At 61.5% G+C, this 24,144-nt stretch carries 11 protein-coding genes; 4 read left to right on the top strand and 7 right to left on the bottom strand.

The window, feature by feature from the left end:
* Positions 1-94: 94 nt before the first annotated feature.
* The 6 genes from mnmE to NMA52_RS10765 form a co-directional block, all read right to left on the bottom strand.
* A complete protein-coding gene (mnmE, locus tag NMA52_RS10790; RefSeq protein ID WP_254827674.1) occupies positions 95-1,495 on the bottom strand; it encodes a tRNA uridine-5-carboxymethylaminomethyl(34) synthesis GTPase MnmE in 1,401 nt (466 codons plus the stop codon).
* Positions 1,496-1,501: 6 nt separating this feature from the next.
* Positions 1,502-2,659, bottom strand: coding sequence for a HAMP domain-containing sensor histidine kinase (locus NMA52_RS10785; RefSeq protein ID WP_254827673.1), 1,158 nt, complete (start codon positions 2,657-2,659; stop codon positions 1,502-1,504).
* A 189-nt stretch (positions 2,660-2,848) separates the two neighbouring features.
* A complete protein-coding gene (rnc, locus tag NMA52_RS10780; protein WP_254827672.1) occupies positions 2,849-3,592 on the bottom strand; it encodes a ribonuclease III in 744 nt (247 codons plus the stop codon).
* Between the two features lie 11 nt (positions 3,593-3,603).
* Positions 3,604-4,872: a beta-ketoacyl-ACP synthase II gene (gene fabF / locus NMA52_RS10775; RefSeq protein WP_371930964.1), complete on the bottom strand. Its 1,269-nt coding sequence runs from the start codon at positions 4,870-4,872 to the stop codon at positions 3,604-3,606.
* Positions 4,873-4,961: 89 nt separating this feature from the next.
* Positions 4,962-5,201 carry an acyl carrier protein gene (locus tag NMA52_RS10770; RefSeq protein WP_183495552.1) on the bottom strand — a complete coding sequence of 80 codons (240 nt, stop codon included), beginning with the start codon at positions 5,199-5,201 and terminating at the stop codon, positions 4,962-4,964.
* A gap of 175 nt (positions 5,202-5,376) precedes the next feature.
* Positions 5,377-5,937 (bottom strand): hypothetical protein, encoded by a 561-nt coding sequence (locus tag NMA52_RS10765; protein WP_254827670.1) that lies wholly within the window; start codon positions 5,935-5,937, stop codon positions 5,377-5,379.
* Between the two features lie 191 nt (positions 5,938-6,128).
* Here NMA52_RS10765 and porV point away from each other — a divergent pair, with 191 nt between their 5' ends.
* Both porV and NMA52_RS10755 read left to right on the top strand, forming a co-directional pair.
* Complete coding sequence (gene porV / locus NMA52_RS10760) at positions 6,129-7,334, top strand: type IX secretion system outer membrane channel protein PorV (protein WP_254827669.1); 1,206 nt, start codon at positions 6,129-6,131, stop codon at positions 7,332-7,334.
* Between the two features lie 233 nt (positions 7,335-7,567).
* Complete coding sequence (locus NMA52_RS10755; RefSeq protein WP_254827668.1) at positions 7,568-8,605, top strand: DUF1015 family protein; 1,038 nt, start codon at positions 7,568-7,570, stop codon at positions 8,603-8,605.
* Positions 8,606-8,658: 53 nt separating this feature from the next.
* On the opposite strand, the gene NMA52_RS10750 is transcribed toward NMA52_RS10755, so the two are convergent.
* A complete protein-coding gene (locus NMA52_RS10750; RefSeq protein ID WP_254827667.1) occupies positions 8,659-9,981 on the bottom strand; it encodes an ABC transporter permease in 1,323 nt (440 codons plus the stop codon).
* A gap of 114 nt (positions 9,982-10,095) precedes the next feature.
* Between NMA52_RS10750 and tyrS the strand changes: the two genes are divergently transcribed.
* Positions 10,096-11,385: a tyrosine--tRNA ligase gene (gene tyrS, locus NMA52_RS10745; RefSeq protein ID WP_254827666.1), complete on the top strand. Its 1,290-nt coding sequence runs from the start codon at positions 10,096-10,098 to the stop codon at positions 11,383-11,385.
* A gap of 397 nt (positions 11,386-11,782) precedes the next feature.
* On the top strand, positions 11,783-23,983 hold the full coding sequence (locus tag NMA52_RS10740; RefSeq protein WP_254827665.1) for a malectin domain-containing carbohydrate-binding protein: 12,201 nt from the start codon (positions 11,783-11,785) through the stop codon (positions 23,981-23,983).
* Positions 23,984-24,144 lie beyond the last annotated feature (161 nt).

The raw sequence follows: 24,144 nt of genomic DNA, 5'->3' as shown, positions 1-24,144 counted from the left end.
TATTCAGTAATCATGAGAGTTTCCGAAGGTAGGGGTTTCTACATAAACCCGTGTACTCCAACACTTCGGAAGCGATTTAGATGCACGGGGGCAACTACTTCCCAATGCAGAAATTGGAGAAAATGTTGCCCAGCAGATCGTCGGTGGTGATCTCTCCGGTGATCTCGCCCAGATCGCGCAGGCTCTGGCGGATATCCATGGCGATGAAGTCCTGGGAGAGTCCGCTGGACAATCCCTCCCCCACGCGCTCCAGCGCCTTATCCGCCCGTTGCAGCGCATCGTAGTGGCGGGCGTTGCTGAGGATCACCTCTTGAGCATCGATACCCCCGCGGCCCTCGGTCACGACTTGTAGGAGGGTTTCCTGGAGGTACCCGAGATTACTCTTATCCCGGGCGATCATGGGGACGAAGCGTTCGCGGGGCACCGTCCAGCGTCCGGTGTAGGCGTCGCCGAAGTAGTGTTCGTACTTGGTGTAGGGGTTGAGGTCCATCTTATTGGCGACCACCACCAGTTCCAGACCTTCGCGGTAGAGGCGGTCGAGGTCCGCGGCGAGCGTGGCCGGGTCGGTTTCCACCACGTCGAATACGTATACCAGTAGGTGACTGGACGCCACGCGTTGCAGGGTGCGTTCCACGCCCATGGCCTCGATGGTGTCCGAAGCGTCGCGAATGCCGGCGGTGTCGATCAACCGAAAACCGATGCCCCCGACGTTGACGATTTCTTCGATAGTGTCGCGGGTAGTGCCGGGAATGTCCGACACGATCGCCCGGTCCTCGTTCAGCAGGGCGTTCAGCAGGGTTGACTTTCCGGCGTTCGGCCGGCCGGCAATAACGGTAGCTACGCCCTCCTTGATCGCGTTGCCGAGCCGGAAGGAGGTGGTCAGGGCGGTGATGCGTTTCCGGATATGGGAGACCAGGTCACCGAGCTGACCGCGATCGGCAAACTCCACGTCCTCCTCCCCGAAATCGAGTTCGAGTTCGATCAAGCTGGCGAAGTCGACGAGTTGGGTGCGGAGTTCGCTGATTTCGTTGCCGACCCCACCCCGCAGTTGCTGCAGGGCGATGCGGTGAGCGGCGGCGGAGCGGGAAGCGATGAGATCCGCCACGGCCTCGGCCTGGCTGAGGTCGAGCTTACCGTTCAGGAAGGCCCGCTGGCTGAATTCGCCCGGTTGGGCAAGCCTGGCTCCCGCGTCCCCGCCCAACTGAAGTATCTGTCGTAAAATGTAGGGGCTGCCGTGACAACTTATTTCCACGGAATCCTCTCCGGTGTAGGAAGCCGGTGCCCGGTAGGTGGTGATGAGTACCTCGTCGATGGCCTCGCCCGCCGCGTCGTACAGTATGCCGAAGTGGGCATAGCGGGCGGGCGCCTTCCGCAGATCACGGCCGGAGAAATAGGGCTGCAGCAGTTCGACGCAGCCCGCCCCGCTCAGGCGGACGATGCCGATGGCGCCTTCGCCGGTGGGCGTTGCAATGGCAATGATGGGTTCCTGGCTCATACGGACTTAGCTTGCACGGGGGAGGGTGATGCGAAAAGTAGTTCCCTTGCCTACTTCGGAGTGGGCGACCACGATGCGCCCACGGTGATATTCCTCCACGATGCGCTTGACGAGACTGAGCCCCAGCCCCCACCCCCGCTTCTTGGTGGTGAATCCCGGATCGAATACCCGGCGGAGGTTGCGGGTTGAAATGCCCTTGCCCGTGTCCGAGATGTCGATGATGACCTTACCGTCCTTTTCGGTGACCTGGCTGCTGATCTCGCCCTTCCCGTCCATGGCGTCGAGGGCATTGCGTACGAGGTTTTCGATCACCCAGTCGAAGAGCAGGGGGTTGATGGCCACCTGAATATTCCCGGCGTCCGGCGGGGGAAAGGTGAAGCGGACGCGACGGGGTGCCCGTTTTTCCATGTAGGCCCGGCACTTATCGAGTTCGGTGTAGATATTGACCGGGTCCAGTTCGGGGGTGGCGCCGATCTTACTGAAGCGGTTGGCGACCATTTCGAGGCGTTCCACGTCTTTCTGCAGCTCGGTAGATACTTCCATGATCTCCCCGTTCTCGGCGTACATCAGGTTGAGGTGCTCGATCCAGCCCATGATGGCGCTTATCGGGGTTCCGAGCTGGTGGGCGGTTTCCTTCGCCAGTCCGACCCACACGCGGTTTTGCTCGGCGCGGCGGGCCTGATTGATTCCGAAAACGCCGATGACGACGAAGGTGCCGATGAGGGCCAGCTGGATGTAGGGAAAGAGCCGCAGTTTGGTGATGAGCGTACTGGTGCCGAAGTACATCAGTCCGCCGTAGGGCATCTCCACCGGGGGTTTGCCGTTGGCCTTCAGGTAGTCCAGCTGCTCGAGAATGTAGGCGGTATCGGCCTCCCGCCCGCCCCAGTTAATGGCTTCCTGGTAGCCCCCGCCCTGGAGCGCCCAAATGGCGGGGATGGTGGTGTTGTTGCCGATGATCTCCTGTTGGGTGGACACGTCTTCGGCGACGTCCGAGCCGTCGAAATTGGTTATGTCCCGCATGGAGGCCTCGTAAAAGCGCACGTAATTTTCCTCGATGACCGACAGCTGGTTAGCCAGACGATTAGTGTACCACACCGAAGCCACCACGATCACCAACCCGATCAGGGCGAGGTACTGGGGCCAACGGGAGGTGGTGAGAGTCATGGGAAAGAGGTAGGCGCCGGAGGTTATCAACCCCGGTGGCCGGGCGGATTGCCGGACCACGGGGGCCAGCTGATGAGGAGTTGGCGGACGGTTTGAATGCGGGTAAGATCAGATAACTCACCGAATAAACGCAACCGGATGCCCCGAGCTTATCGGGAAGTCGCTTATTGTAGCCGGCCAGGGATGCCGCTACCCCGCTTCCATGTTCAACCCCAGATCCTTGAGGGCGCGCCGACTGGCCTGCTGTTCCGCGCTTTTCTTGTTGTAGTCCTCCCCGACCGCCATGCGCCGGCCGTTGATCATGACGGCTACCCGGAACCGATCGCGTTTATCCTGTTTGAAGCGCTTCAGGATCTCGTAATCTACCCGCTGGCCGTTCTTCTGACAGTGCTCTAGCAGCTGACTCTTGTAGTTGTCGTCGTAGGTCTCCAGGGTCTCGATATCGACATAATCCCGCAGCATGCGCTGGACGACGAAGTGGGTGGTCCCGACGTAGCCCTGCTCGACGTACACCGCTCCGACCAGGGCCTCCACGGCGTTGCCGAGCATGGAACGGGCGATCCGGGTGTTGTTGTAGGTGCTCAGCAGCTCGTCCATCCCCATGTCGTAGCCGATGGCGTTGAGCGACTTTCGCTTGACGATCTTGGACCGCATCTTGGTCAGGAAGCCCTCGTCGGCGGTGGGATACTTCTTGTAGAGGTATTCCGCCACGATGGTCCCCAGCACGGCGTCGCCCAGAAATTCGAGGCGTTCGTTGTTTTGCCCTCCGTAGGGTTGCTTGCGGGTATTGTCGTTGCTGCTCTTGTGGGCGAAGGCGAGCTTGAAAACGTTGAGGTAGGCGGGGGTAAAACCGAGCAGCCGGCGCAATCGCCGGACGAAATCCTTCTCCGGAGAGAAGTAGCGATTATAGATCCGTCTTACTGCTTTAATCACTTTGGTGGGCTCTATGGGGTAAAGCGCCTAAAGATAGTAGCGGAATTGTGCCCGCCAAACCCAAAGGTGTTGCTGAGGGCGACGTCGACCGGACGTTCTACCGCTTCGTTAAAGGTCAGTTGCAGTTTGGGATCGATTTCCGGATCGTCGGTAAAGTGATTGATGGTCGGTGGCACGAAATTGTGCTGAATGGCCAGAATGCACGCAATGGATTCGATGGCGGCGGCGGCCCCGAGCAGGTGGCCGGTCATGGACTTCGTGGAGCTGATGTGGAGCTGGTAGGCATCTTCACCGAAGGCTAGTTGGATGGCCTTCAACTCAGCCGTGTCGCCGAGGGGTGTCGAGGTGCCGTGGGTATTGATGTAGTCCACGTCGGCCGGCGCGACGCCGGCGTATTTCATGGCATTCAGCATGGCCATTTTGGCTCCGGCTCCGTCGGGGTGAGGGGCGGAGATGTGGTAGGCGTCGGAGCTGGCGGCGTAGCCGGCGATCTCGGCAATAATGGTGGCTCCACGGGCCTGAGCGTGTTCGAGGCTTTCGAGCACGATGGCGCCGCCGCCTTCGCCCAGGACGAATCCGTCGCGGTCGGCGTCGTAGGGGCGGGAGGCCGTGGCCGGATCGTCGTTCCGGGTACTGAGCGCCTTCATGGAGTTGAAGCCGCCGATGGCCGTTTTCGTGATCACGCCCTCGGAACCACCGGTGATCATGACGTCGGCCCGGCCCAACCGGATGTCGTCGGCGGCGGAAGCCAGGGCGTGGCCGGCCGAAGCGCAGGCGCTCACCGTAGCGTAGCTGGGGCCGCGCAGATTATAGCGCATGCTGATGTGCCCGGCGCCCATGTTGGCGATCATGCGGGGGATCATGAAGGGATTGTAGCGAGGCGTACCGTTGCCGCCCTCGAAGATCTCGATCTGCTCTTCCAGGGAGCGGAGGCCGCCGATGCCGCTGGCCCAGATGCAGCCGGCCCGGTCAGGATCGACGGCCCCGGAGAGAACGTTACCCTCCTCGTCAACCAGACCGGCCATTCGCATGGCTTCGTCGGCGGTGTAGAGGGCCATGAGGGTGTAGCGATCCTGGCGGCGGGCTTCGCGCTTATCGACCCGGGTGGTGGGGTCCCAGTCCTTTACTTCGCAGGCGAACTGCGTCTTGAACTGTTCGGCGTCGAACTGGGTGATGGGGCCGGCCCCGCTGCGCCCCCGGCGGAGGCCTTCGAGGTATTCGGGTACCGAGTTTCCAATGGCGGTCAGGGCGCCGATGCCGGTGATTACTACTCTATTCATCATTGTCGTGCTCCAAGGTAAAAAAAGAACCGCCGCTCGCTACCTTTAGGGGGCAATCGGGCGGCGGCGAGAAAACGGAAAGTAAGGAGTTACTTATCTACGCTGCTTTCGAGGTAGGTAACGGCCTGACCAACGGTCTGGATGTTTTCCGCTTGCTCGTCGGGGATGCTGATGTCGAATTCCTTTTCGAACTCCATGATGAGCTCGACGGTGTCCAGGGAGTCAGCCCCCAGATCGTTCTGGAAGCTGGCATCGGCGGTCACCTCGGATTCGTCAACGCCGAGTTTGTCGACGATGATCTGCTTAACTTTTTCTTCAATGCTTGCCATATTCTATGGAGGCTTTAGTGATTAAATGCGGCCGCAAAGAAAGCCCGAAAGGTTTACTTGCGCAAGTTCGGGGCCAAATGAGCCCGGCCGGGGCCGGTCATGTCCGAAACTGTTCGCCTGACGGCAAGGTAACACCACCACCGCCGAAATTGTGAACAATTGCACGGGCTTAAACTCAGAATCTACCCCCCGCGGTCACGACGAAAGTGGTCCCCGCGCCCCCGACCGGCCCGCTGCGGCCCACGTCGATCAGGTACTGCCCCCCCAGCGTCACCGTCCCCAGGTACAGGGTCAGGCCCCCGCGTGCCCCCCAGTGCAGGCCGTGGTCGAGCGTCTGTCCGGAGGCGGAGTCGTCGCCCCACGATATGCCGGGCAGCGCGGCGGCGTGCAGCACGACGTTGATGTCGAAATCGGCGGCCAGTAAGCGGTACGCGAAGCCTAGGGGCAGGGTCAACCGATCGTAGCGAAAATCTTCTCCCCCGCTTTCCTCGTAGGTAGTCGGACGGTACGCCAGTCCCGCCACGGGTACGAGTTGCCCCGCACCGAACAGCAGGTCGAATCCGGCCAGCAGACGGTCCCCGGCGTAGCGATCGAAATTGTCGGTGGGGCGGACGAGTTCTACCGACTGGTCGCCCGTGGCCAGCCCGATGTAGGGAGAAAACTCAATTTGCGCGGACGCGGGAGCGGCGAACAACAGGATGATAGCGGGCAACATTTGGCGGACGGAGCGAAGCATCGTAGGGTCGGATTGAGGGGTGGTTGGCTAACTGAACGTACTTTTGCACCTCCGACGTTGGGTGGGGCGGACGATTTCTAAAATTTCACAAAAAATAAGGGAGCGGCACAATACGTTCCCTAGCCTGAATCACTTCCCGACATCCTCGAGCTCCGGGGCTACCCCCGTCAGACCGGAATCTTAATCAACCTATGCAACAACTACTCGTAAAACTCCTCGCCGCAGTCCTTCTGTGCGGATTCGGACAGCAGCTCACCGCACAGGGGAGCGCCTGCGTCATCGGGCCCGACGGCAGCAACGTGCAACCCGGCACCGGCGGTCCTTGCGTGAATACCGTGGTTTCCGCCGTCCCCTTTCTGCGCATCAACCCCGACGCCCGCGGCGGCGCGATGGGCGACGCCGGTGTAGCCCTCAGCCCCGACGCCAACGCCCTGCACTACAATGCCAGCCGACTGGCCTTTTCGGAAGAAGATCTGGCGCTGGGCGCCACCTACACGCCCTGGCTCCAGGCACTCGGCCTCAACGACGTGTACCTGGCCTACCTCGGCGGCTTCAAAAAGCTCGGTGATAACCAGGCCGTAGCCGCCAGCCTGCGCTACTTCAGCCTGGGTGACATTCAGTATACCGACGAGAATAATACTCAGCTCGGCACCGGCAAGCCCAACGAGTTTGAGGTCGCCCTGGCCTATACCCGCCTGCTGTCGCAGAATTTCGGTCTCTCCATTACCGGAAAGTACATCAACTCCAACCTCGCCTCCGGCCAGCAATCGGGCGGACAGATCATCGAGGTCGGTCAGGCGTTCGCCGCGGACATCGGAGCCAACTTCCGGAGTGAACCGATCGGCCCGAGTGGAAACATCCTCTCCATCGGTGCCGCCATCACCAACATCGGCAATAAGATCACCTACACCCAGGATACGATCCGCGACTTCCTGCCCGCCAACCTCGGCATCGGTGCCGCCTACACTTTCAATCTGGATCAGTACAACCAGATCACGGTTACGGCGGAAACCAACAAGTTGCTCGTGCCCACCCCCTGCGACGGCAGCCCGAAGTGTAAGCAGACGCAATCCGAGATCAACGACCAGTCGCCCATCAGCGGCATCTTCAACAGCTTTAGCGACGCCCCCGACGGCTTCAATGAGGAGCTGCGGGAGTTCAACTTCAGCGTAGGCGCCGAATACTGGTACGCCGAGCAGTTCGCCGTACGGGCCGGTTACTTCCACGAGGACCAGACCAAGGGCGGCCGCCGCTACCTCACCGCGGGACTGGGACTGAAGTACAACATCTTCGGCATCAACCTGAGCTACCTCGTCCCCACCGGCAACCAGCGCAACCCCCTCGACAACACCCTGCGGTTCAGCGTGCTGTTCGACTTCGGCGCAACGGAGGAGTAAATTATTCACATAAGTCCCTAAATCATGGGGTCTGAGCCCCAAATCATGGGGTTGTAACGTTAAAATTTTTAGCAGTACGCAATTTTTTCGGGCGGACACCCGTATATTGCAGCAAGACGATCGACCAGGCGTCATCGTCACCAAGAATTTTTATAACTGGGGTTTAGTTCAGGAAAGGTGTGGCACGTGTGCCGCGCCTTTCTCTTTTATATCTTTGGGCAATCCCGCGTGGTATGGCCCAACTTTTTCCCTTTCCCGAGTACTACCGACCCCCGGGTACCTCCGTGCAGTCCCTGCCCGTCACCCGCAACGGCATTCGGTCGCTCCACCCCTTCCCCTTTCAGTGCCACCGGGGCCCGTGCTTCCCGTTTCTGCAGATCACCGATTCGACCACCGGCAGTACGGCCCGGGGGATCGCCGGTTTGCTACCCGCCACTTACTTCGGCAACGGCACGGTGCGCCCCCACGAAAACACCCTCCTCGGACGGTTGGAGCGGCAGCGGCGCCTGATTCGCCAGGATGAGGGGGCGCTCGGTAAACCCGTCTTGCTCACGATCCCTTCGCTCAGGGATTGGTGGGGCGATCACCCGGAGGATCCCGCGACGCCCGTGCTGCACTACCACAATAATCGCTACCGCTACGCCCTGTCCGGAGGCTACCGGGGCACCGCCCTGGACCTGCGCGAACTCGGCCCCATGGTCATCGCCGACGGCCACCACCGCGCCTACACCCACGCCGCGCTGGCGGTGGAGGGCCTCGCCAGCTGCACCCACATCCCCGTCGTCCTGGTGGGGGCCGACGAACTTCGCATTGGCACGTTCATGCGGGTGATCGAGGAAGACCGCGCGCCCGCCGAACTGCTGCAACGCCTGAATTCTTACTTCACCATTTCTCCCCTGCCCGTGCCCCGCCCCGCCACCGAAGAAGGAACCTGGCTGCTAAGCTACCGGGGGGCGGCGTATTTGCTGCGCCGCAGAGCGGATAATGTCGCCGAAACGGATTCCGCCTGGCTCAACCAGACTATACTCACCAATGTCTTCGGCATCACCGACGTGCGCGCCGATCAACGGCTCACTTACGTGGAATCTCCCCCCCTGGCAGAAGGGGCCCTGCGAATGCCGCCCGAACTCCACGATAAGGTCAAGCTGCTCGGACGCCCCATACCGCGCGATCGCTTCTTCAGCGAAGTCGCCGCCGGCCGGACGCTTCCGCCTAAGAGTACCCGCTTCGAACCCCGTGTCCCGAGTGGTCTCCTGGTCTGGATTCCCTAATCCACCCATCCCCCCAATCCATCCATTCACTCCCCCACTTAACCACCCCTCCCCTACTTAAACCGAATAGCCTTCACCGGATCGATCTTAGTGACGAGGTAGGAGGGTAAGATCAGGAACAGCAGGATGACGACGAAGGTGCCTACGTTGAGTCCCAGGATGGTGAGCCACTCCAGCCGAATGGGGGCTACGGCCAGGTAGTAACTCTCCTCGTCCAGCTCCACGATGCCGAACGTCTTTTGCAGCCAGGCCAGGCCGAGTCCGATCAGGTTGCCGAGCAGCAGTCCTACGATGACGATGAAGCCGGCGTAGTACAGGAAGATCTTGCGGATGTTCCAGTTGTCCTGTCCCAGAGCCTTCAACGTGCCGATCATGTTGGTACGTTCGAGAATGAGGATCAGCAGGGCGGTCATCATGTTGATCACGGCGACCAGGACGACCAGGATCAGGATGATGATCCCGTTGTAGTCCTGAATGTCGAGCCAGTTGAAGAGTTCGCGCAGTTTGTTGCGGATGCTGTCGGCGTACAGGTCCTGCGGCAGTACGTCGTAGTGGATGTAGTTGGAGAAGGCGTCCAGATCGTCGATGTCGTCCAGCACTACCTCGAAGCCGCCCACCTCGTCGTCGCGCCAGTTGAGCAGGCGGCGGAGTTGCTTAATGTCGACGATGGCGAACTTGCTGTCGTACTCCTCCAGGCCGGTCTTGTAGACGCCCCCGACGGTGAAGGCCCGCGTCTTTTCCTCCCGCAGGCCGCTGAAGTAGACGAAGTCGACCCGGTCACCGATGCCGATCTTGAGCCGGCGGGCGGTACTGTTCGAGATCAGGATGGTCCGGGAAGTGGAATCCGGCGTGACCTCCAGCCGCTCTCCTTCGATGAGGTACTGATCGAAGTCGGACCAGGCGAAGTCCTCGGCGATGCCCTTCAGCACCAGGGGTTCGGTGTCGGCCAGCCGTTCTCCCTCGTGGAAGACCGAAACGATGCCGGGCAGGAGGATGAACTGTTGGAGGTGGCGAATGCCCCCGCGGGTGGTCTTTTCCTCTACCTGATTGCCGCCGAAGGGGTCGTGAAACTCCCGGTAGGTGATCGGGCCGGTGTTCTCCAGGTCGGGATAGAAATCCTGCTGGGTACTGATGGGGTAATCGGAGGTGAGCATGATGTCGTTGGCCGCTCGCTCCTCGGTGATGTGAATGTGCCCCCAGAAGCCGAAGATCTTGACGGAGATTTCCGTTTTGAACCCGGAGATCAGGGCGCTGGCCAGGACCATCGTGGCCATGGAAATGGCGACGGCGGCCACCGCGATCCCGATGATCGTGCGGCTGATGGAGCGGCCTCCGCCCTTGGCAACGCCCCGGGCCAGGTACAGGGGTAAATTCATAAGGCGCTAAGATAAAGCCAAACCCCGCAGCTTTCCCGGATCCACCTTGCACCCGCGGCCCCGCCCTTGCTATATTTGCCGCCCATTACACCCCGACCCCCGCAACTTCCCCCCATGGATTTTATCGCCGAACTCGAATGGCGTGGCATGCTCCACCAACTGACCCCCGGTATCCGGGAACACCTGGCCGAAGGCCCGCGGAAGGCCTACATCGGATTCGACCCGACCGCCCCCTCGCTCACCATCGGCAACTACGTACAGCTCATGCTGCTGACGCACTGGATGCGGGCCGGCCACCACGCGGTCGTGCTTTTCGGTGGAGCCACCGGAAGGATCGGGGACCCCAGCGGGCGCGACAAGGAACGGGAAATGAAGCCCTACGAGGAGCTGGACGAGAATCTCCGGCACCAGCAGGTACAAATGGAAAAACTGCTGGGCGGGAACGCGGGAGCCATGTCGGTGGTCAACAACCTGGACTTCTACCGCGACATGAACGTGCTTCACTTCCTGCGGGACGTCGGACAGACGCTCACCGTGAGCTACATGCTGAGCAAGGACAGCGTGCAGAAGCGGCTGGACACCGGAATGACCTTCACGGAGCTCAGCTACCAACTGTTGCAGGGATACGATTTTCAGCTTCTCTACGCCGACCACGGCGTAACGGTGCAAATGGGCGGTTCCGACCAGTGGGGGAACATCACCAGCGGAACCGAATTCGTGCGCCGCAACCTCGAGGGAAAGGCCTTCGCCGTCACCACGCCCCTACTCACTAAGGCCGACGGTTCGAAGTTCGGGAAGAGCGCCGCGGGCAACATCTGGCTGGACGCCGAATTGACCAGCCCCTACGACTTCTACCAATTCTGGCTGCGCAGCGACGATGCCGACGTACCGACCTACCTGAAGTACTTCTCCCTGCGCGGTAAGGAAGAGATCCTGGCCGACTGCGCCACCGTGGAAGCACACCTCGCGGGCGAGGACCGCTACCGCGAGATCACGGCCATCCGGACCGCCCTGGCCGCCGAACTGACCCGGCGCATCCACGGAGAGGAGGGATTGACCACGGCCGAGCGCGTCACCAACCTGCTGTACGGCCGGGGCGCCACCGCCGAAGACCTGCGCGCCCTCGACGCCCGGGCTTTGCGGTCGCTTAGCGGCAATATTCCGACCTACGAGATCGACCGGTCCCGGCTCCCGGGCGGCATCATGGATTTACTGGCGGAGCACACCGATATCGTGAGCAGCAAGAGCGAGGCAAAACGGGCCGTACAGGGCAACGCGATCAGCGTCAATAAGGAGAAGGTTACGGATGCGGACGCGGTGGTATCCGAGGGAGACTTGCTCCACGATCGCTTCCTGTTGCTGGAGAACGGAAAGAAGAAGCGGTATCTGTTAATATTAGCGTGATCGACGAACATGTTTACCTTTACGCCTATATTTGGGTAGGAAACAGGGTGCGATAATACCGCGCGGCCGTTCCACCTTTACTTACCTTATTACACCGATCCTTTATTCAGGATCCATACATACGCTGATTTTTCCGGTCTCCCCCTTTAGCTAGTTCGGGGCGACCGCATCCCGAAGTTTTCCCTGTTGATTTTCGCCTAATACCCTCGTAAGAAATCCATCCGGCTAATCCGCTACGGCCCCCCGTGTGCGGCAAATGGTCGGGTACACGGATAGCTTACGACACCCTTTACGCTCCCGCCCCCCGGCGACCGCCTTATCATATTTAAATGTCTGGCCTGTTGGTCAGACCGACACTTGAACAACACTCATGAGAATTTTTTACGCAGCATGTGCCATGCTGATGACGTTCATCTTCACGTCATCACCCCAACCCCTGACGGCCCAATCCTTTCCCTCCACCCGCTTCTCCGGCACCGAACTGAGTGTACTCGCCGGCGGACTTCCCGTACTCGGCGATCACTACATCGACCGGGCGACGCGTGAACTGTTCGCGACCCGTATGCAGGCCAACGTGCCCTATTACTACGGGACGACGTTCCGGGTAGACGGCGTGAGTTCGAGTTGGACAAATCGTATTCTGTCCGGCCTACGCGTTGACGCTTACTATCCGAGCCAGCAGTGGGTATACCCCGAACTGGTGCGGGACGGCAACCGGGTGAACGTAAGGGTGCGCGCCTCTAACCAGTCCGCGACCGGTGGCGTATCGCCGGTAACCTTCGGCAAGGAGGAGCAAGTCGTGATCAGGGCCGTTTGGAACGGGAGTTTCACCGTTTCCTACAGCTGGACCTTCGCTCCGGCCGCTACGGCGAACGCCAATACCTGGACGCCCTGCGGCAGTGCTTTCGTACTGGGCACCCCGGAATTGGCCTCCCTGTACCGCAGCGACGGTGGGGATAGCAACTACCGGGGTAGTCTGGGGGACGTAGTCGTAGATACGGACTACACCAAGGTAGTGAGCGCACCGGCACCTCCCCCCAATGCCGCACCCGTGCTGGCTTCCGTCGGCAACCTGAGTGCCACGGAGGGGCGGACGACCACCGTCACCCTGCGCGCCACCGACGCCAACGCGAACGACCAACTCACCTTCTCGGCGAGCGGCAACCTCCCTTCCTTTGCCACGCTGACGAACAACAACGATCGGACGGCCACGCTGCGACTGAGTCCCGCCGTAGGTAATGCGGGTACCTACAGCGCGATAACGCTCACCGTGTCCGACGGCCGCCTGACGAGTGAGGAAACCATCACTATCGTCGTGAACCCCGCCCCCGCCCTGCAATTTTCCGCTGCGTCCATCGATGTGGTATCCCCGGAGGGAGTAACGGTCGCGGAACAACGGGTGACGTTGTCGACCAACGACGGCAGCCAGCCCGCAGTGACGCTTTCCGACGACCCCGACGCCTCGGAGTGGTTGGTCATTCCGACCAATCCGACCGTCGGAGAACTTCGCTTCGGCATCCGGAGCGGACTGGCTCCCGGCTTCTACAGCTCGAGCATCTACGCCCAGGCCGGTGGCTACACGACCGCCGAGCTCCGGGTGAACGTCACCATTACGCCGACGGTACCGGACCCCGATCCCGACGAGGCGCCCCGGGTGACCGGCGTCATCCCCCGCGACGGGGCCCTGAACGTGGCGACGAATACATCGGTATCCGCCAACGAGCTCTACCTGCCGAACGGACAAAACGGCATATTCGGCGTAGACAATGCTACCATCACCAACCAGACGGTACAACTCTATAAGCTACCCGCCCAAACGCTCGTACCCACGACGGCGAACGGTACCGGGGGCGGCGATGCCATCAACCTTACGCCCCTCCTGCCGCTGGAACCCAATGTCACCTACCAATTCGTCGTAGACGGTGTACGGGATCTCACCGGCGTGGCCTTCGAGCGATTCACCTCCACCTTCACTACCGCCACGGGAAGCACCGGCGGCGGCGGCAACCTCGATGCCGTATCCTTCACGAATGCCGGCAACGTAGCCACCGGCGGTCGCTATACCTCGCTGACCATCGGACCGGACGGCCGCTTCTACGGTCTTTCCATTCAGGGTACCATCGACCGGTGGACCATCGCCGCCGACGGCACCCTCACGGATAAGGAGACGATCACGACCCTGAACGACACCTACGGGGAGCGCGCGGCCGTAGGCTTCGTATTCGCTCCGACGGCCACGGCGGACAACCTGGTGGCCTTCGTCAGCCACAGCAGCAACAACCTGACGACCGCCCCCGCCTGGGATAATAAGATCAGCGAACTGAGCGGACCGAACCTGGGTTCCGAAACCCTCGTGGTCACGAATCTGCCCCGCTCGCGCCGCGATCACCTCACGAATAGTCTCGCATTCCGGCCCGGCGAGCCACAGGTCATGTACTTCAACCAGGGCAGTAACACCGCCGGAGGCGCCCCCGACAACAGCTGGGGTAACCGCAAGGAGCGGCTGTTGTCCGCGGCAACCCTACGCCTCGATCTCACCAAGCTCCCGCGCAGCGCCTGGCCCCTCAACGCCAAGACGACCATGAACGCGACGGCCATCAACAACGTCGACGTCAACTCCCCCACCCTCGGCAGCGGTACCGGCAGCTACGTCGAGGCCAATCAGACCTTCCCCGACAACGGAACGTATAATCCCTACTACGTAAACGCCCCGCTGACGCTGTACGCGACCGGGATCCGGAATGCCTACGACCTGGTGTGGCACACCAACGGCCAACTTTACATTCCCACCAACGGAACCGCGGGGGGAAGCAATGCCCCGGCCTCCCTCCACGGCACCCGCCGCCCGGACGGCACGTACTACAACTACGACGACCCCTCGGGGAATTATCCCCAGGTACCGGCGGCAAATAATAACAACACCCAGCGCGACTGGCTCTTCCGCATCAATCCCGCTACGGGGATCGGTTACTACGGACACCCGAACCCCCTACGGGGAGAGTTCGTGCTGAACCGAGGTCCCATCGACGTGGAAAATTACCCCGGTTCGGTCGTGACGGACGTCAACTTCCGCGGGGCGGCCTTTGACTTCGAGTTCAATAAGTCGCCCAACGGGGTAATCGAATACCGGAGCAACGCCGAGAACGGGAACCTCCGGGGTGCCCTGCTGGTGTGCCGCTACAGCGGCGGCAGCGACATCATCGCCCTGGTACCCGGGGGAACGAACGGGGACATCGTCACCGCGAAGACGGGAATTCCGGGCTTCACCGGATTTACCGATCCGCTGGACATCGTCGAGGACCCCGCCACGGGCAACCTCTACGTATCCGATTTCGGTACCCAGTCCATCATCTTGCTGCAACCCAGCAACCAGGCCGTACCCCGACCCTTCGTGACGCTCAACCCCGAAGAGGTGACCGTCGACGAAGTAGTCGGATCGGCTACGGGCAAGTCCACCACGGTCTTCGTGGCCAATACGGGCAACGCCGCCCTGCAGGGTGCGACCGCCACGCTGACGGGCCCCCACGCCGATCAGTTCGTCCTGAACGCCTCCTCCCTACCGGCGGAACTGGGCGTCAGCAGTACCGCTTCGGTGACCGTAACCTTCCGTCCGACCAGCGCGGGCGCGAAAGCCGCGACCCTCACCGTAAGCGGGTCGAACGCCGAATCGACCTCCATCCAGCTTCGCGGCCTCGGTAAGGCGAACGGCGGCGAACCCTCCCTGCAGCAGATCTTCGACACCTACGGGCTGGCCGTGACCGTGGGCGATCAGAATCCCGCTACCGCCCCGATCGATCTGCGCGTCGACCAGAATTATAATCAGCGACTGGGAGACGAAGTCGACGTTCCGCTCTTCCAGCGGGCTACCGACGGTCCCGTAAGCGTGGAAGTACTGTCGGTGTTCGGACCGGAATCCGCCAACCCCATCCTCAATTTCGGATGGTACGAAAGCGGTAGCACCAGTTCCCGCCATCAGGTATTCAGCGTAGCGAATACCACCGCGGGCAATGGCCAGACCCTGAATCCGGCAATCACGGGAGCGACTACCTTCAATCCCGGGCAACTCGCCTTCGGCTTCTACAGCCAGTGGCCGTTCTTTAACAACCGGATCGTCTTCTCCGAGGACGGACAGAACACCTTCTCCGGCGCCGTGCCCCACCAGGTCCGGGTGTACGAAGTGCCCGGCGAAGACAATGCATACATCCTGGCCACCGAGGAGACGGGCACGGGATACGATTACCAGGACGTGGTCGTGATCGTGCGCAACGTGGCCCCCGCCGGTGCCCCGCTGGTGTCGGTGAACCCGGAAGAGCTCATCTTCGAAACCACCGTAAACACCCAGGGTGCGCAGTCGCAGACCAAGAACGTGACCATCACGAATACGGGGCGTACCGAGTTGGTCATCAACGCGGTTCGGCTTACGGGTCCGTTTGCCGATCAGTTTTCCTTCACCGGCCCATCGTCGTTCACGCTGGCTCCCGCGTCCGCGCAGCAGTATGCCGTGACGTTCGCTCCGGACCTCGACCAGACCAACCTGGGTTACCAGTCGGCGGACTTACTATTCGAGGGTACCGGTTCGGCGGAAAGTAATTTCACCGTCGGCCTGCACGGACTGAAGAAGCCGGGACTCGAGGGCAACAACGAGCCCCCCCTGCAGGACGTAGTAGACGCGCTCGGGATCGGCATCGACGTTGGCTGGACAACGCTGTCCAATACGACCAGCGTCACGCCCCAGGGGGAGGAAATTATCGCTCCCCTCTTCGTGGCGGCCACCGCCGGCAACGTGGGCATCACCTCGGTGGCCCGTTATTCCCCGGCGGAGATCCTTCCCTTCGGCTGGTACACCAATACCGGCGGCAGCGTAGTTCCGTACCAGGTAGGCGTTCAGGCCAGCGGTCTGGCGAACGCGCAGACACTTTATCCCAGCCTGGCTTCCGGCACCACGAGCTTCAATCCGCAGGGAGCGACCTTCGGGTTCTTCGTGGAATCCAAAGCGTTCAACCGCTTCAACTACACCCAGGACGAACTGAACACCGGCGGCGTAGCTCACCGTACCCGCGTCTACCCCGTGCGGGACCGCGACGGCAAGCTCGTGGAGAATAGCTACCTGGTCTGTTTCGAGGATGCAACCAACGGAGATTACCAGGACTACGTGTTCCTCGTAACCAACGCCAAACCTGCGGGGGCGGGCGCGCAGGTGCTGAGTTTCGCACCCAACAGCATCGACCTTCAGGCCGCCCGGGGAAAGATTTCCACCACCGCCGGGGCCATACTCAACAGCAGCACGGCACTCAACGGGCAGCAGGTAACCCTGACCAGCAGCCAATCCTGGGTCGTGCTGCCGCAGAGCGTCACCGTAGGGAGCCCGCTCCATTTCGCGGTGAATGCATTCGGGCTGGACAACGGCACGTACACCGCTACCGTCACGGCTACCGCGCCCGGCTTCGCTCCGGCAACCCTGCGCATCAACGCGACGGTTACGGAATCCGTGCAGTTTGCCGCCAAGATCAACTTCCAGGACAACACCTTCACGCCGCCTACGGGCTACGTGGCGGATGTAGGAGCCGCCTACGGCATTCAGGCCGGCGGTCGTTCGTTCGGGTGGATCGACCCCGCTACTGGAGCGCCCGCGGATAACTTCATCAGCGCCCGCGGTGCCGGACGCGGGATCACCCAGAGCAGCTCCGACGAGGACAAACTGCTGCGGTCGTTCGCCATGTTCGATCAGGTGGATCTGAATCCACGTGCTCCCCGGGATTGGGAAATTGCCGTTCCGAACGGCAGCTACCGGGTGGAGATTGCCGCCGGTGATCCCCAGTACTTCGACAGCCGCCATACCATCCGGGCGGAAGGCGTTACGCTGATTCAGGATTTCGCTCCTTCCTCCAGCGAGATTCGCCGGGTAGGATCGGGCATCGTGAAGGTGCTGGACGGTAAGCTGACGCTGGACGACGTGGGTGCCACGGCCACCGGCAACTCCAAGATCGTGTACGTAAGCCTGACGAAGATCGACGGCGATCTTGCCCTGCCTACCATCGTAGCCGAACTGGACGGATATCAGCAGGGAGACGGCAGTTACCGCGGCAGCGCCCGGGTGACCCTGAGTGCTCAGGATAATTCGAACAGCGGCGGCATCGCCGCCCTGCGGTACAGCGTCAACGGCGGAGCGTTCGTTACCTATACCGGTCCGCTCACCCTGAGTCTGCCCGCCGGCCTCACTACCTACGACTACCGCCTCGCGGTGGAGGCCGTGGACCGGCGCGGCAATCTGGCGGAGGAGACGGTAAACTTTACCGTAGTCCGTTCGAGTGGTGCCGTTGCCCGCATCGAGAATATGACCAAGGTGCCGGGAACGAATCGTGCTTTTCCCGCCGATGACTTCTTTTCCTTCCACTACAACAACGTGGTCAAGCTCTTCAACGGCTCCCGGCCGAACGTTCACGACCGCAATACGGTGCGTATCCACAACGACGGTACCGCGCCGCTCGTCATCAGTGAGCTGACGACTTCCGATACGGCGGTCTTCAAGATCACTAACGTGGATCTATCGACGGGTGCTCTGACCATAGCTCCGGGAAGCTACTTCGACGCGACCGTAGAGTTCGTTGTGCGGGACCTTCCCGACCGGACAAAGCTGCTTACCGAGGAACTCGTGATGACCTCCAACGCGGACAACGCGGCGAGTACGTCGGCGACCTTCCGCGGATCGTATATGCTCTTCATCGAAGGGAACAACGAGATGACGAACCAGCAAATCTTCGAAGTCCTGGGCTTCAGGACGGAAATGGGCCGGGAAGGCGGCCGGTACGTTACCAGCCCCAGCTCCGACTATCCTACCGACGAGCGGGTCAACTCGGGTGCCGAGGGAAGTCTGATCCTGTCGAGATACTTCCAGCAGGCCGACCCCACGCAGCCCGTACGGATGATGCATCTAGCCGCGTTCCACGGTCCCGGAGGCGCCAGGGGCCAGTTGCGCAACAGCTCCAATCAGATCGTCGGCGGTATGAACTACGACCACGGGACACTGAACTTCCAGACGATCCTGCCCAAGGCAACGGACGTGTCCACGGTGATCGCCGGAGACGCGGCCAACACGATCTCGGGGCCCTTCCAGATTGTGATCGCCAACTACCGCTCCTCGGGCGGCAATACCTCCGGGAACCTGGCGAACGAGATTCTGGGCATCCGCGTGTACAAGGCCATCGACCGCCTGGGCAAGGTGATCCCGAATGAATACATCGTGATCCAGGACTACATCGGCAACGGCTGCGCCGCCGGGTCCGGCAACTGTGACTGGCAGGACAACGTAGCCTACCTCATCAATGCACGCCCCTTCAATCAGCCCACGGCCGCGGCCATCGCTAACCTGACGGTGGACCCCGCCGTAGCCAGAAACTATAACGTAGCGGCCTCCTTCGATAAGGGGTATCCGGGCAACCGCCTGACCTACACCGCCGCCCTGACCGACGGTTCGCCCCTCCCCTACTGGATCGAACTGAACGACCTGACGGGGGAGTTCACCATCAACGCTCCCTACACGGCGGCCGACGATGATTTCCGTATCCGCATGACGGCCACCGACTATAACGAAGTAAGGGTGAGCTCGGATTTTACCCTATTCGTATCCGGAAGCGATGCCGACTGTACCGTAAACGCGAATGCTGACGGGCGGCCCAAAGTGCTGCTCTGCGAAGGGGGGAACGTTATGCTGAGCGGCTATGCCGCCACGGGCATCTACAAGTGGACCGGCCCGAACGGATTCACGTCCACTGCCCGGAACCCCGTGGTGACGCAGGCCGGTACGTATACCCTCTCCTCCGAGGTGCTGCTGTACGGCGCCTGCCCCAACGTCAGTTCCGTGACCGTTACGGAGGACTTCGGCAACGCGCCGGGCCTGCGCATCAGCGCCGCTTCGACGACCCTTACCTGTACGGTGGGCGAACTCGAACTGACGGCCGTTTCCGAAGCCAGCTCGCCGAGTTTCGCCTGGTACAGCGGATCGCGTCTTCTCGGTACGGGACGTACGCTCACGGTTGCTACGCCGGGGACTTACGTGCTCACGGCTACCGGCAGTGACGGATGCAAAGCCACGACCAGTGCCACCGTTACGGAGGACCTGGCGCCGGCCAGTGCCGGTAACGGCGGAACGATCACGGCCTGCCGGCTCGATGGAACCATCGATCTGTTCACCCGCTTAGCCGCCTTCGGCGGCAACCCCCAGGCGGGGGGAACGTGGTCGCTGTTCGGCAATCCGGTCAGCTCCGTCCTGAATACCGCCACCGCCCTATCGGGCGTGTACACCTATACCGTCGGTGGCAACTCCGGCTGCGCCGAGGCTAGCTCGGAGTTGACCGTACTGATCACGGCCAGCAATGCTTATTACCGGGACGCGGACGGCGACGGCTTCGGTGATCCGACCGTATCGATCCAGGCCTGTGGCCCCCTCACGGGTTACGTAAGTAACGATAAGGACTGTGACGATGCCAACTCCGGCAACCATCCGGGTGCCGCGGAACTCTGCGACGGCAAGGACAACAACTGCGACGGCGTGGTCGACGACGGCCCGGCCTGTGAACCGGGCGCGGTGGCTATCCGCATCAACGCCGGTGGTCCGAGTGCTCAGTACCAGGGCAACACCTTCGCCGCCGATCAGTACTTCCTCGACGGCTCCACGTACTCCAATACCAGCCTCAACCTACCGACGATCTACCAGTCGGAACGTACGGCCGGAAACCCCTATCTGCTGCGGTATAGTCTGCCCCTGGAGAACGGAGATTACCTCGTAAGACTCCACTTCGCCGAGATCTACTGGACCACCGCCGGCAAACGCATCTTCGACGTGACGCTGGAGGGCAACCGGGTCATCGACAACTTCGACATTGCCGCCGAGGTAGGTGCCGCAAGCCCGGTGGTGAAGGAGTACTGGATTTCCAATACCAACGGTCAGTTTGACCTCAGCATGAGTGCGGCCAGTTCCGTCGGTGGAGTTGACCAGCCGAAGATTTCCGCCCTAGAGATCATCGGTCAGGGGACCACCGGACCCAATTCACCCCCGGTCGCGGTGGCCGTGGCCAATCCGGCTTCCGGTTCCGCCCCCCTCTCGGTCAATCTGGACGGCACGTCTTCCTACGATTCGGACGGCAGCATTTCCAACTATGCCTGGACCTGGAACGGCGGCTCCGCCTCCGGCCCGAGCGCCCGGATGTCCTTTGCCGAAGGCACCTACGCCGTCACCCTGACGGTGACCGACAATAAGGGCGCTACCGACAATACCGTCGTCCAAGTTAACGTCGGGGCTACGGTCATCGACAACGACAACGATGGCGTGGAAGACAGCGTCGATAATTGCCCGACCGTCTACAACCCCGACCAGTCGTTGGGAACCTTCTACGCCGATACGGACGGTGACGGATACGGTGACCCGGCCACCGCGGTAACGGCTTGTGCTCCGCCGGCGGGATACGTGGACAATATGCTTGATAATTGTCCGGCCTTCGCAACCGACGACCTGACCGATACGGACGGCGATGGCATCGGAGATGCCTGCGACAACGACGACGACGGCGATTCGGTAGCCGATACGGACGACTGTGATCCGCTCGATCCGCTGGTCGGTGCCCCTCAGCTGTACTACGGCGATGCCGACGGTGACGGGTACGGTGATCTGACGCAGGTCGTGCTGTCCTGTACCCGGCCCCAGGGTTACGTGACGAATGGCACGGACAACTGTCCGACCACCTACAATCCGGATCAGCTCGACTCGAACAACGACGGCCTGGGCGATGCCTGTGCCGGCGATGTGACGACCAAGTCGGCCTTCTGGCTGGAAGCGGAGTGTGCCCAGGTCGGATCGGTCTGGACCGTGCAGAGCGACCCCCTGGCCTCCGGCGGTCAGTACGTGGATGCGTTGGGCAACAAGGACCTGGTCAACGTACCGGCCGATGTCCCCGCCAACCGCGTTCGCTTTGCCTTCGACCGGGCGCAGGCCGGGAACTACTCCCTATTCGCCCGTATTTCCGCCAGGGATGCCGACAGCGACTCTTACTGGGTAAGGGTTAACGGCGGAAGCTGGTACAAATGGTCGGGCGGTATCACCGTCAACAACCTGTTCAACTGGAACAAGATGCCCGTAACGGTACCATTACTGTCCGGCGTGAACAGCATCGACTTCGCATGGCGCGAAGGAGCGGCGAAACTGGATAAACTGCACCTGAACCTGACCGGTACCCAACCGACCGGACTGGGCGACGCGGGTACCAACTGCGGCTCGAGTGCTAACCGCCTGCCGGTAGCCCTGGCCGCGGTATCCGCTACGGAAGGTCCCGCCCCCTTCGGCGTAACGCTGGACGGAACGGCCTCCTTCGACACGGACGGCTCGATCCTCACCTATGCCTGGAAATGGAACGGCGGGTCGGCAACCGGACCGAGCCCCCGGGCGGTATTCCCGGTCGGTCTCCACACGATCACCCTGACGGTCATCGACAATCAGGGCGGAGCCGGCACGGATACCGTCAGTATCCGCGGACTTGATGCGGAGACGGATACCGATCAGGACGGGGTGCCCGATGCCGTGGATACTTGCCCGACGGTCCCCAATCCGGATCAGACGGTACCGGTCTTCTACGCCGACGACGACGGAGATGGATTCGGGGACCCGGCCCGGAGCATTCGCAGCTGCGAGCAGCCGGCGGGCTACGTTCTCGACAACACCGACAACTGTTCCTTCGAACCCAACGCCGACCAGGCGGATAGTGACGGAAACGGTATCGGTGACGCGTGCGAAGGGGTAGTGTACACCCGGAACTCCTTCTGGCTGGAAGCGGAATGCGGACAGGTGGGAAGCAGCTGGGTAGTGACCAATGACGCCCTCGCCGCGAACGGCCAGTACGCATCCGCCCCCGGTGCCCGCTCGATGAACGTTCCCCCGGCCGACGAGGCCAGCAACCGAATCCGGTTCGTTTTCGACGATGCCGAGGCGGGCGCTTACGACCTCTACGCACGGATCGCCGCTCCCAATCCCGACAACGACTCCTACTGGGTCAGGGTCAACAACGGCGACTGGTACAAGTGGTCCGGAGGAATCAAAAACGACAATACCCTCCAGTGGAATAAAATGCCCGTTCGGGCAACGCTGACCGAAGGCATCAACGTCGTGGACTTCGCCTACCGGGAAGGGGGTGCTAAGCTCGACAAGCTATTCCTCACCCTGGACGGCAGCGTCCCGACCGGTGCCGGCGACCAGGCTACCAATTGCGGAGTATCCGTGAACGTACCACCCGTCGCGCGCGCTTCGGCTTCCGCCACCAGTGGCGAGGCACCGTTAACCGTGCAATTGGACGGAAGTGGGTCTACCGACACCGACGGAAGTATCTCCAGCTACGTGTGGAAATGGAGTGGCGGACAGGTAACCGGCATGACCGCCCAGGCGATCTTCCCCGCCGGCAACTACACCATCACGCTGACCGTGACGGACAACGAGGGAGCGAAGGGTACCGCTACCCTACCCCTGGAGGTGTTCGATCCGGCGCTCGATACCGATGGTGACGGGGTCCCGGACGCGACCGATAACTGCCCGACGGTTCCTAACCCCACCCAGCAACTGTTCACCTACTACGCCGACCTGGATGGAGACGGCCTGGGTGATCCGGGTGACTCGGTGGAGGCCTGTGAGCAACCGGCCGACTACGTAACCAATGCCGATGACAACTGTCCTTCCGTCTACTCGCTGGACACCACCGACAGCGATGGTGACGGCATCGGCGACGCCTGCGACAACTTCGATGGTGTAAGCGTAGATTATTCCTTCGAGGCCGAATGTACCGAGATGGGAAGTGGCTGGCGCGTGGAACAGTCCACCGAAGCTTCCCAGGGAGAATACGCGAACTATGTAGGAAGTCCTCAGTACGCCGCACCAACAACCGTTGATCCGGCCCAGCGCATGAACTTCACCTTCGAAGTAGCGGAGGCGGCCACGTATTTCCTTTACCTACGGGTCAACGCACCGGATGCGGCGCACAACTCCCTGTGGGTGCAGGTCGACGGCGGCCCCTGGATCAAGTTTTGGAAAGAACTCGACGGTAAGCAACTGCTCACGACCGGATTCGAGTGGAGAAAGGTGAACGACGACGCGGTACCCGTTTCCTTCGATTTCACTCCCGGCAGCCATACCGTGACGGTAGCGAACCGTGAACCCGGCACGACGCTGGACAAGGTCTTCCTGTCAACCGCCGATGTTCTTCCGGTAGGGATCGGAACACCGGCCACGAACTGTGCCGCCGGGCTGGTGGATACCGAAGGTGCGGTAACCGGGCTTGCTTCGCCAACCGCCCTCCCGGACGGCGGTGACCAGCGGGTTGAACTATTCCCTAATCCCACCCGCGGAACGGTAAATCTCCGGATTCACGGTACGTACGTCGGCAAGGTGAATATTTTAGTCCACGATCAGACCGGTCGCCAGTTGCGGACGATCGAGCTGGATAAACCGTCGGTGGATCCCCTCCCGACCCGCCTCGATGTTTCCATGCTGCCCAGTGGCTCGTATCGCCTGCGCGTGATCACAGGCGACCGACAGTCGGTCAAACCCTTCATTAAACTGTAGGGTCACGATTTCCCCGATTACCGTGGGGCCGCTCCGTCCGGGGTGGCCCCATTTTTTTGCGGGGACGCAGGAGCGATGTACCAAACAAAATCCGATCTTCTAGTGGACGGACGTGTCCTACTTGTTAGGAAAAAGCTAACTTGACGCCCACTTTCTAGCTA

Source organism: Lewinella sp. JB7 (assembly GCF_024297185.1).
In the GTDB taxonomy this organism is placed as follows: Bacteria; Bacteroidota; Bacteroidia; order Chitinophagales; family Saprospiraceae; genus Neolewinella.
The sequence above is the reverse complement of the archived record's forward strand: the minus strand, read 5'-3'. Positions and strand labels throughout refer to the sequence as shown.

Bases quoted from the DNA above. Each gene is read 5' to 3' on its own strand.
- mnmE (WP_254827674.1), bottom strand. From the start codon at position 1,495: ATGAGCCAGGAACCCATCATTGCCATTGCAACGCCCACCGGCGAAGGC.
- NMA52_RS10785 (WP_254827673.1), bottom strand. From the start codon at position 2,659: ATGACTCTCACCACCTCCCGTTGGCCCCAGTACCTCGCCCTGATCGGG.
- fabF (WP_371930964.1), bottom strand. From the start codon at position 4,872: ATGAATAGAGTAGTAATCACCGGCATCGGCGCCCTGACCGCCATTGGA.
- NMA52_RS10770 (WP_183495552.1), bottom strand. From the start codon at position 5,201: ATGGCAAGCATTGAAGAAAAAGTTAAGCAGATCATCGTCGACAAACTC.
- NMA52_RS10765 (WP_254827670.1), bottom strand. From the start codon at position 5,937: ATGCTTCGCTCCGTCCGCCAAATGTTGCCCGCTATCATCCTGTTGTTC.
- porV (WP_254827669.1), top strand. From the start codon at position 6,129: ATGCAACAACTACTCGTAAAACTCCTCGCCGCAGTCCTTCTGTGCGGA.
- NMA52_RS10755 (WP_254827668.1), top strand. From the start codon at position 7,568: ATGGCCCAACTTTTTCCCTTTCCCGAGTACTACCGACCCCCGGGTACC.
- NMA52_RS10750 (WP_254827667.1), bottom strand. From the start codon at position 9,981: ATGAATTTACCCCTGTACCTGGCCCGGGGCGTTGCCAAGGGCGGAGGC.
- tyrS (WP_254827666.1), top strand. From the start codon at position 10,096: ATGGATTTTATCGCCGAACTCGAATGGCGTGGCATGCTCCACCAACTG.
- NMA52_RS10740 (WP_254827665.1), top strand. From the start codon at position 11,783: ATGCTGATGACGTTCATCTTCACGTCATCACCCCAACCCCTGACGGCC.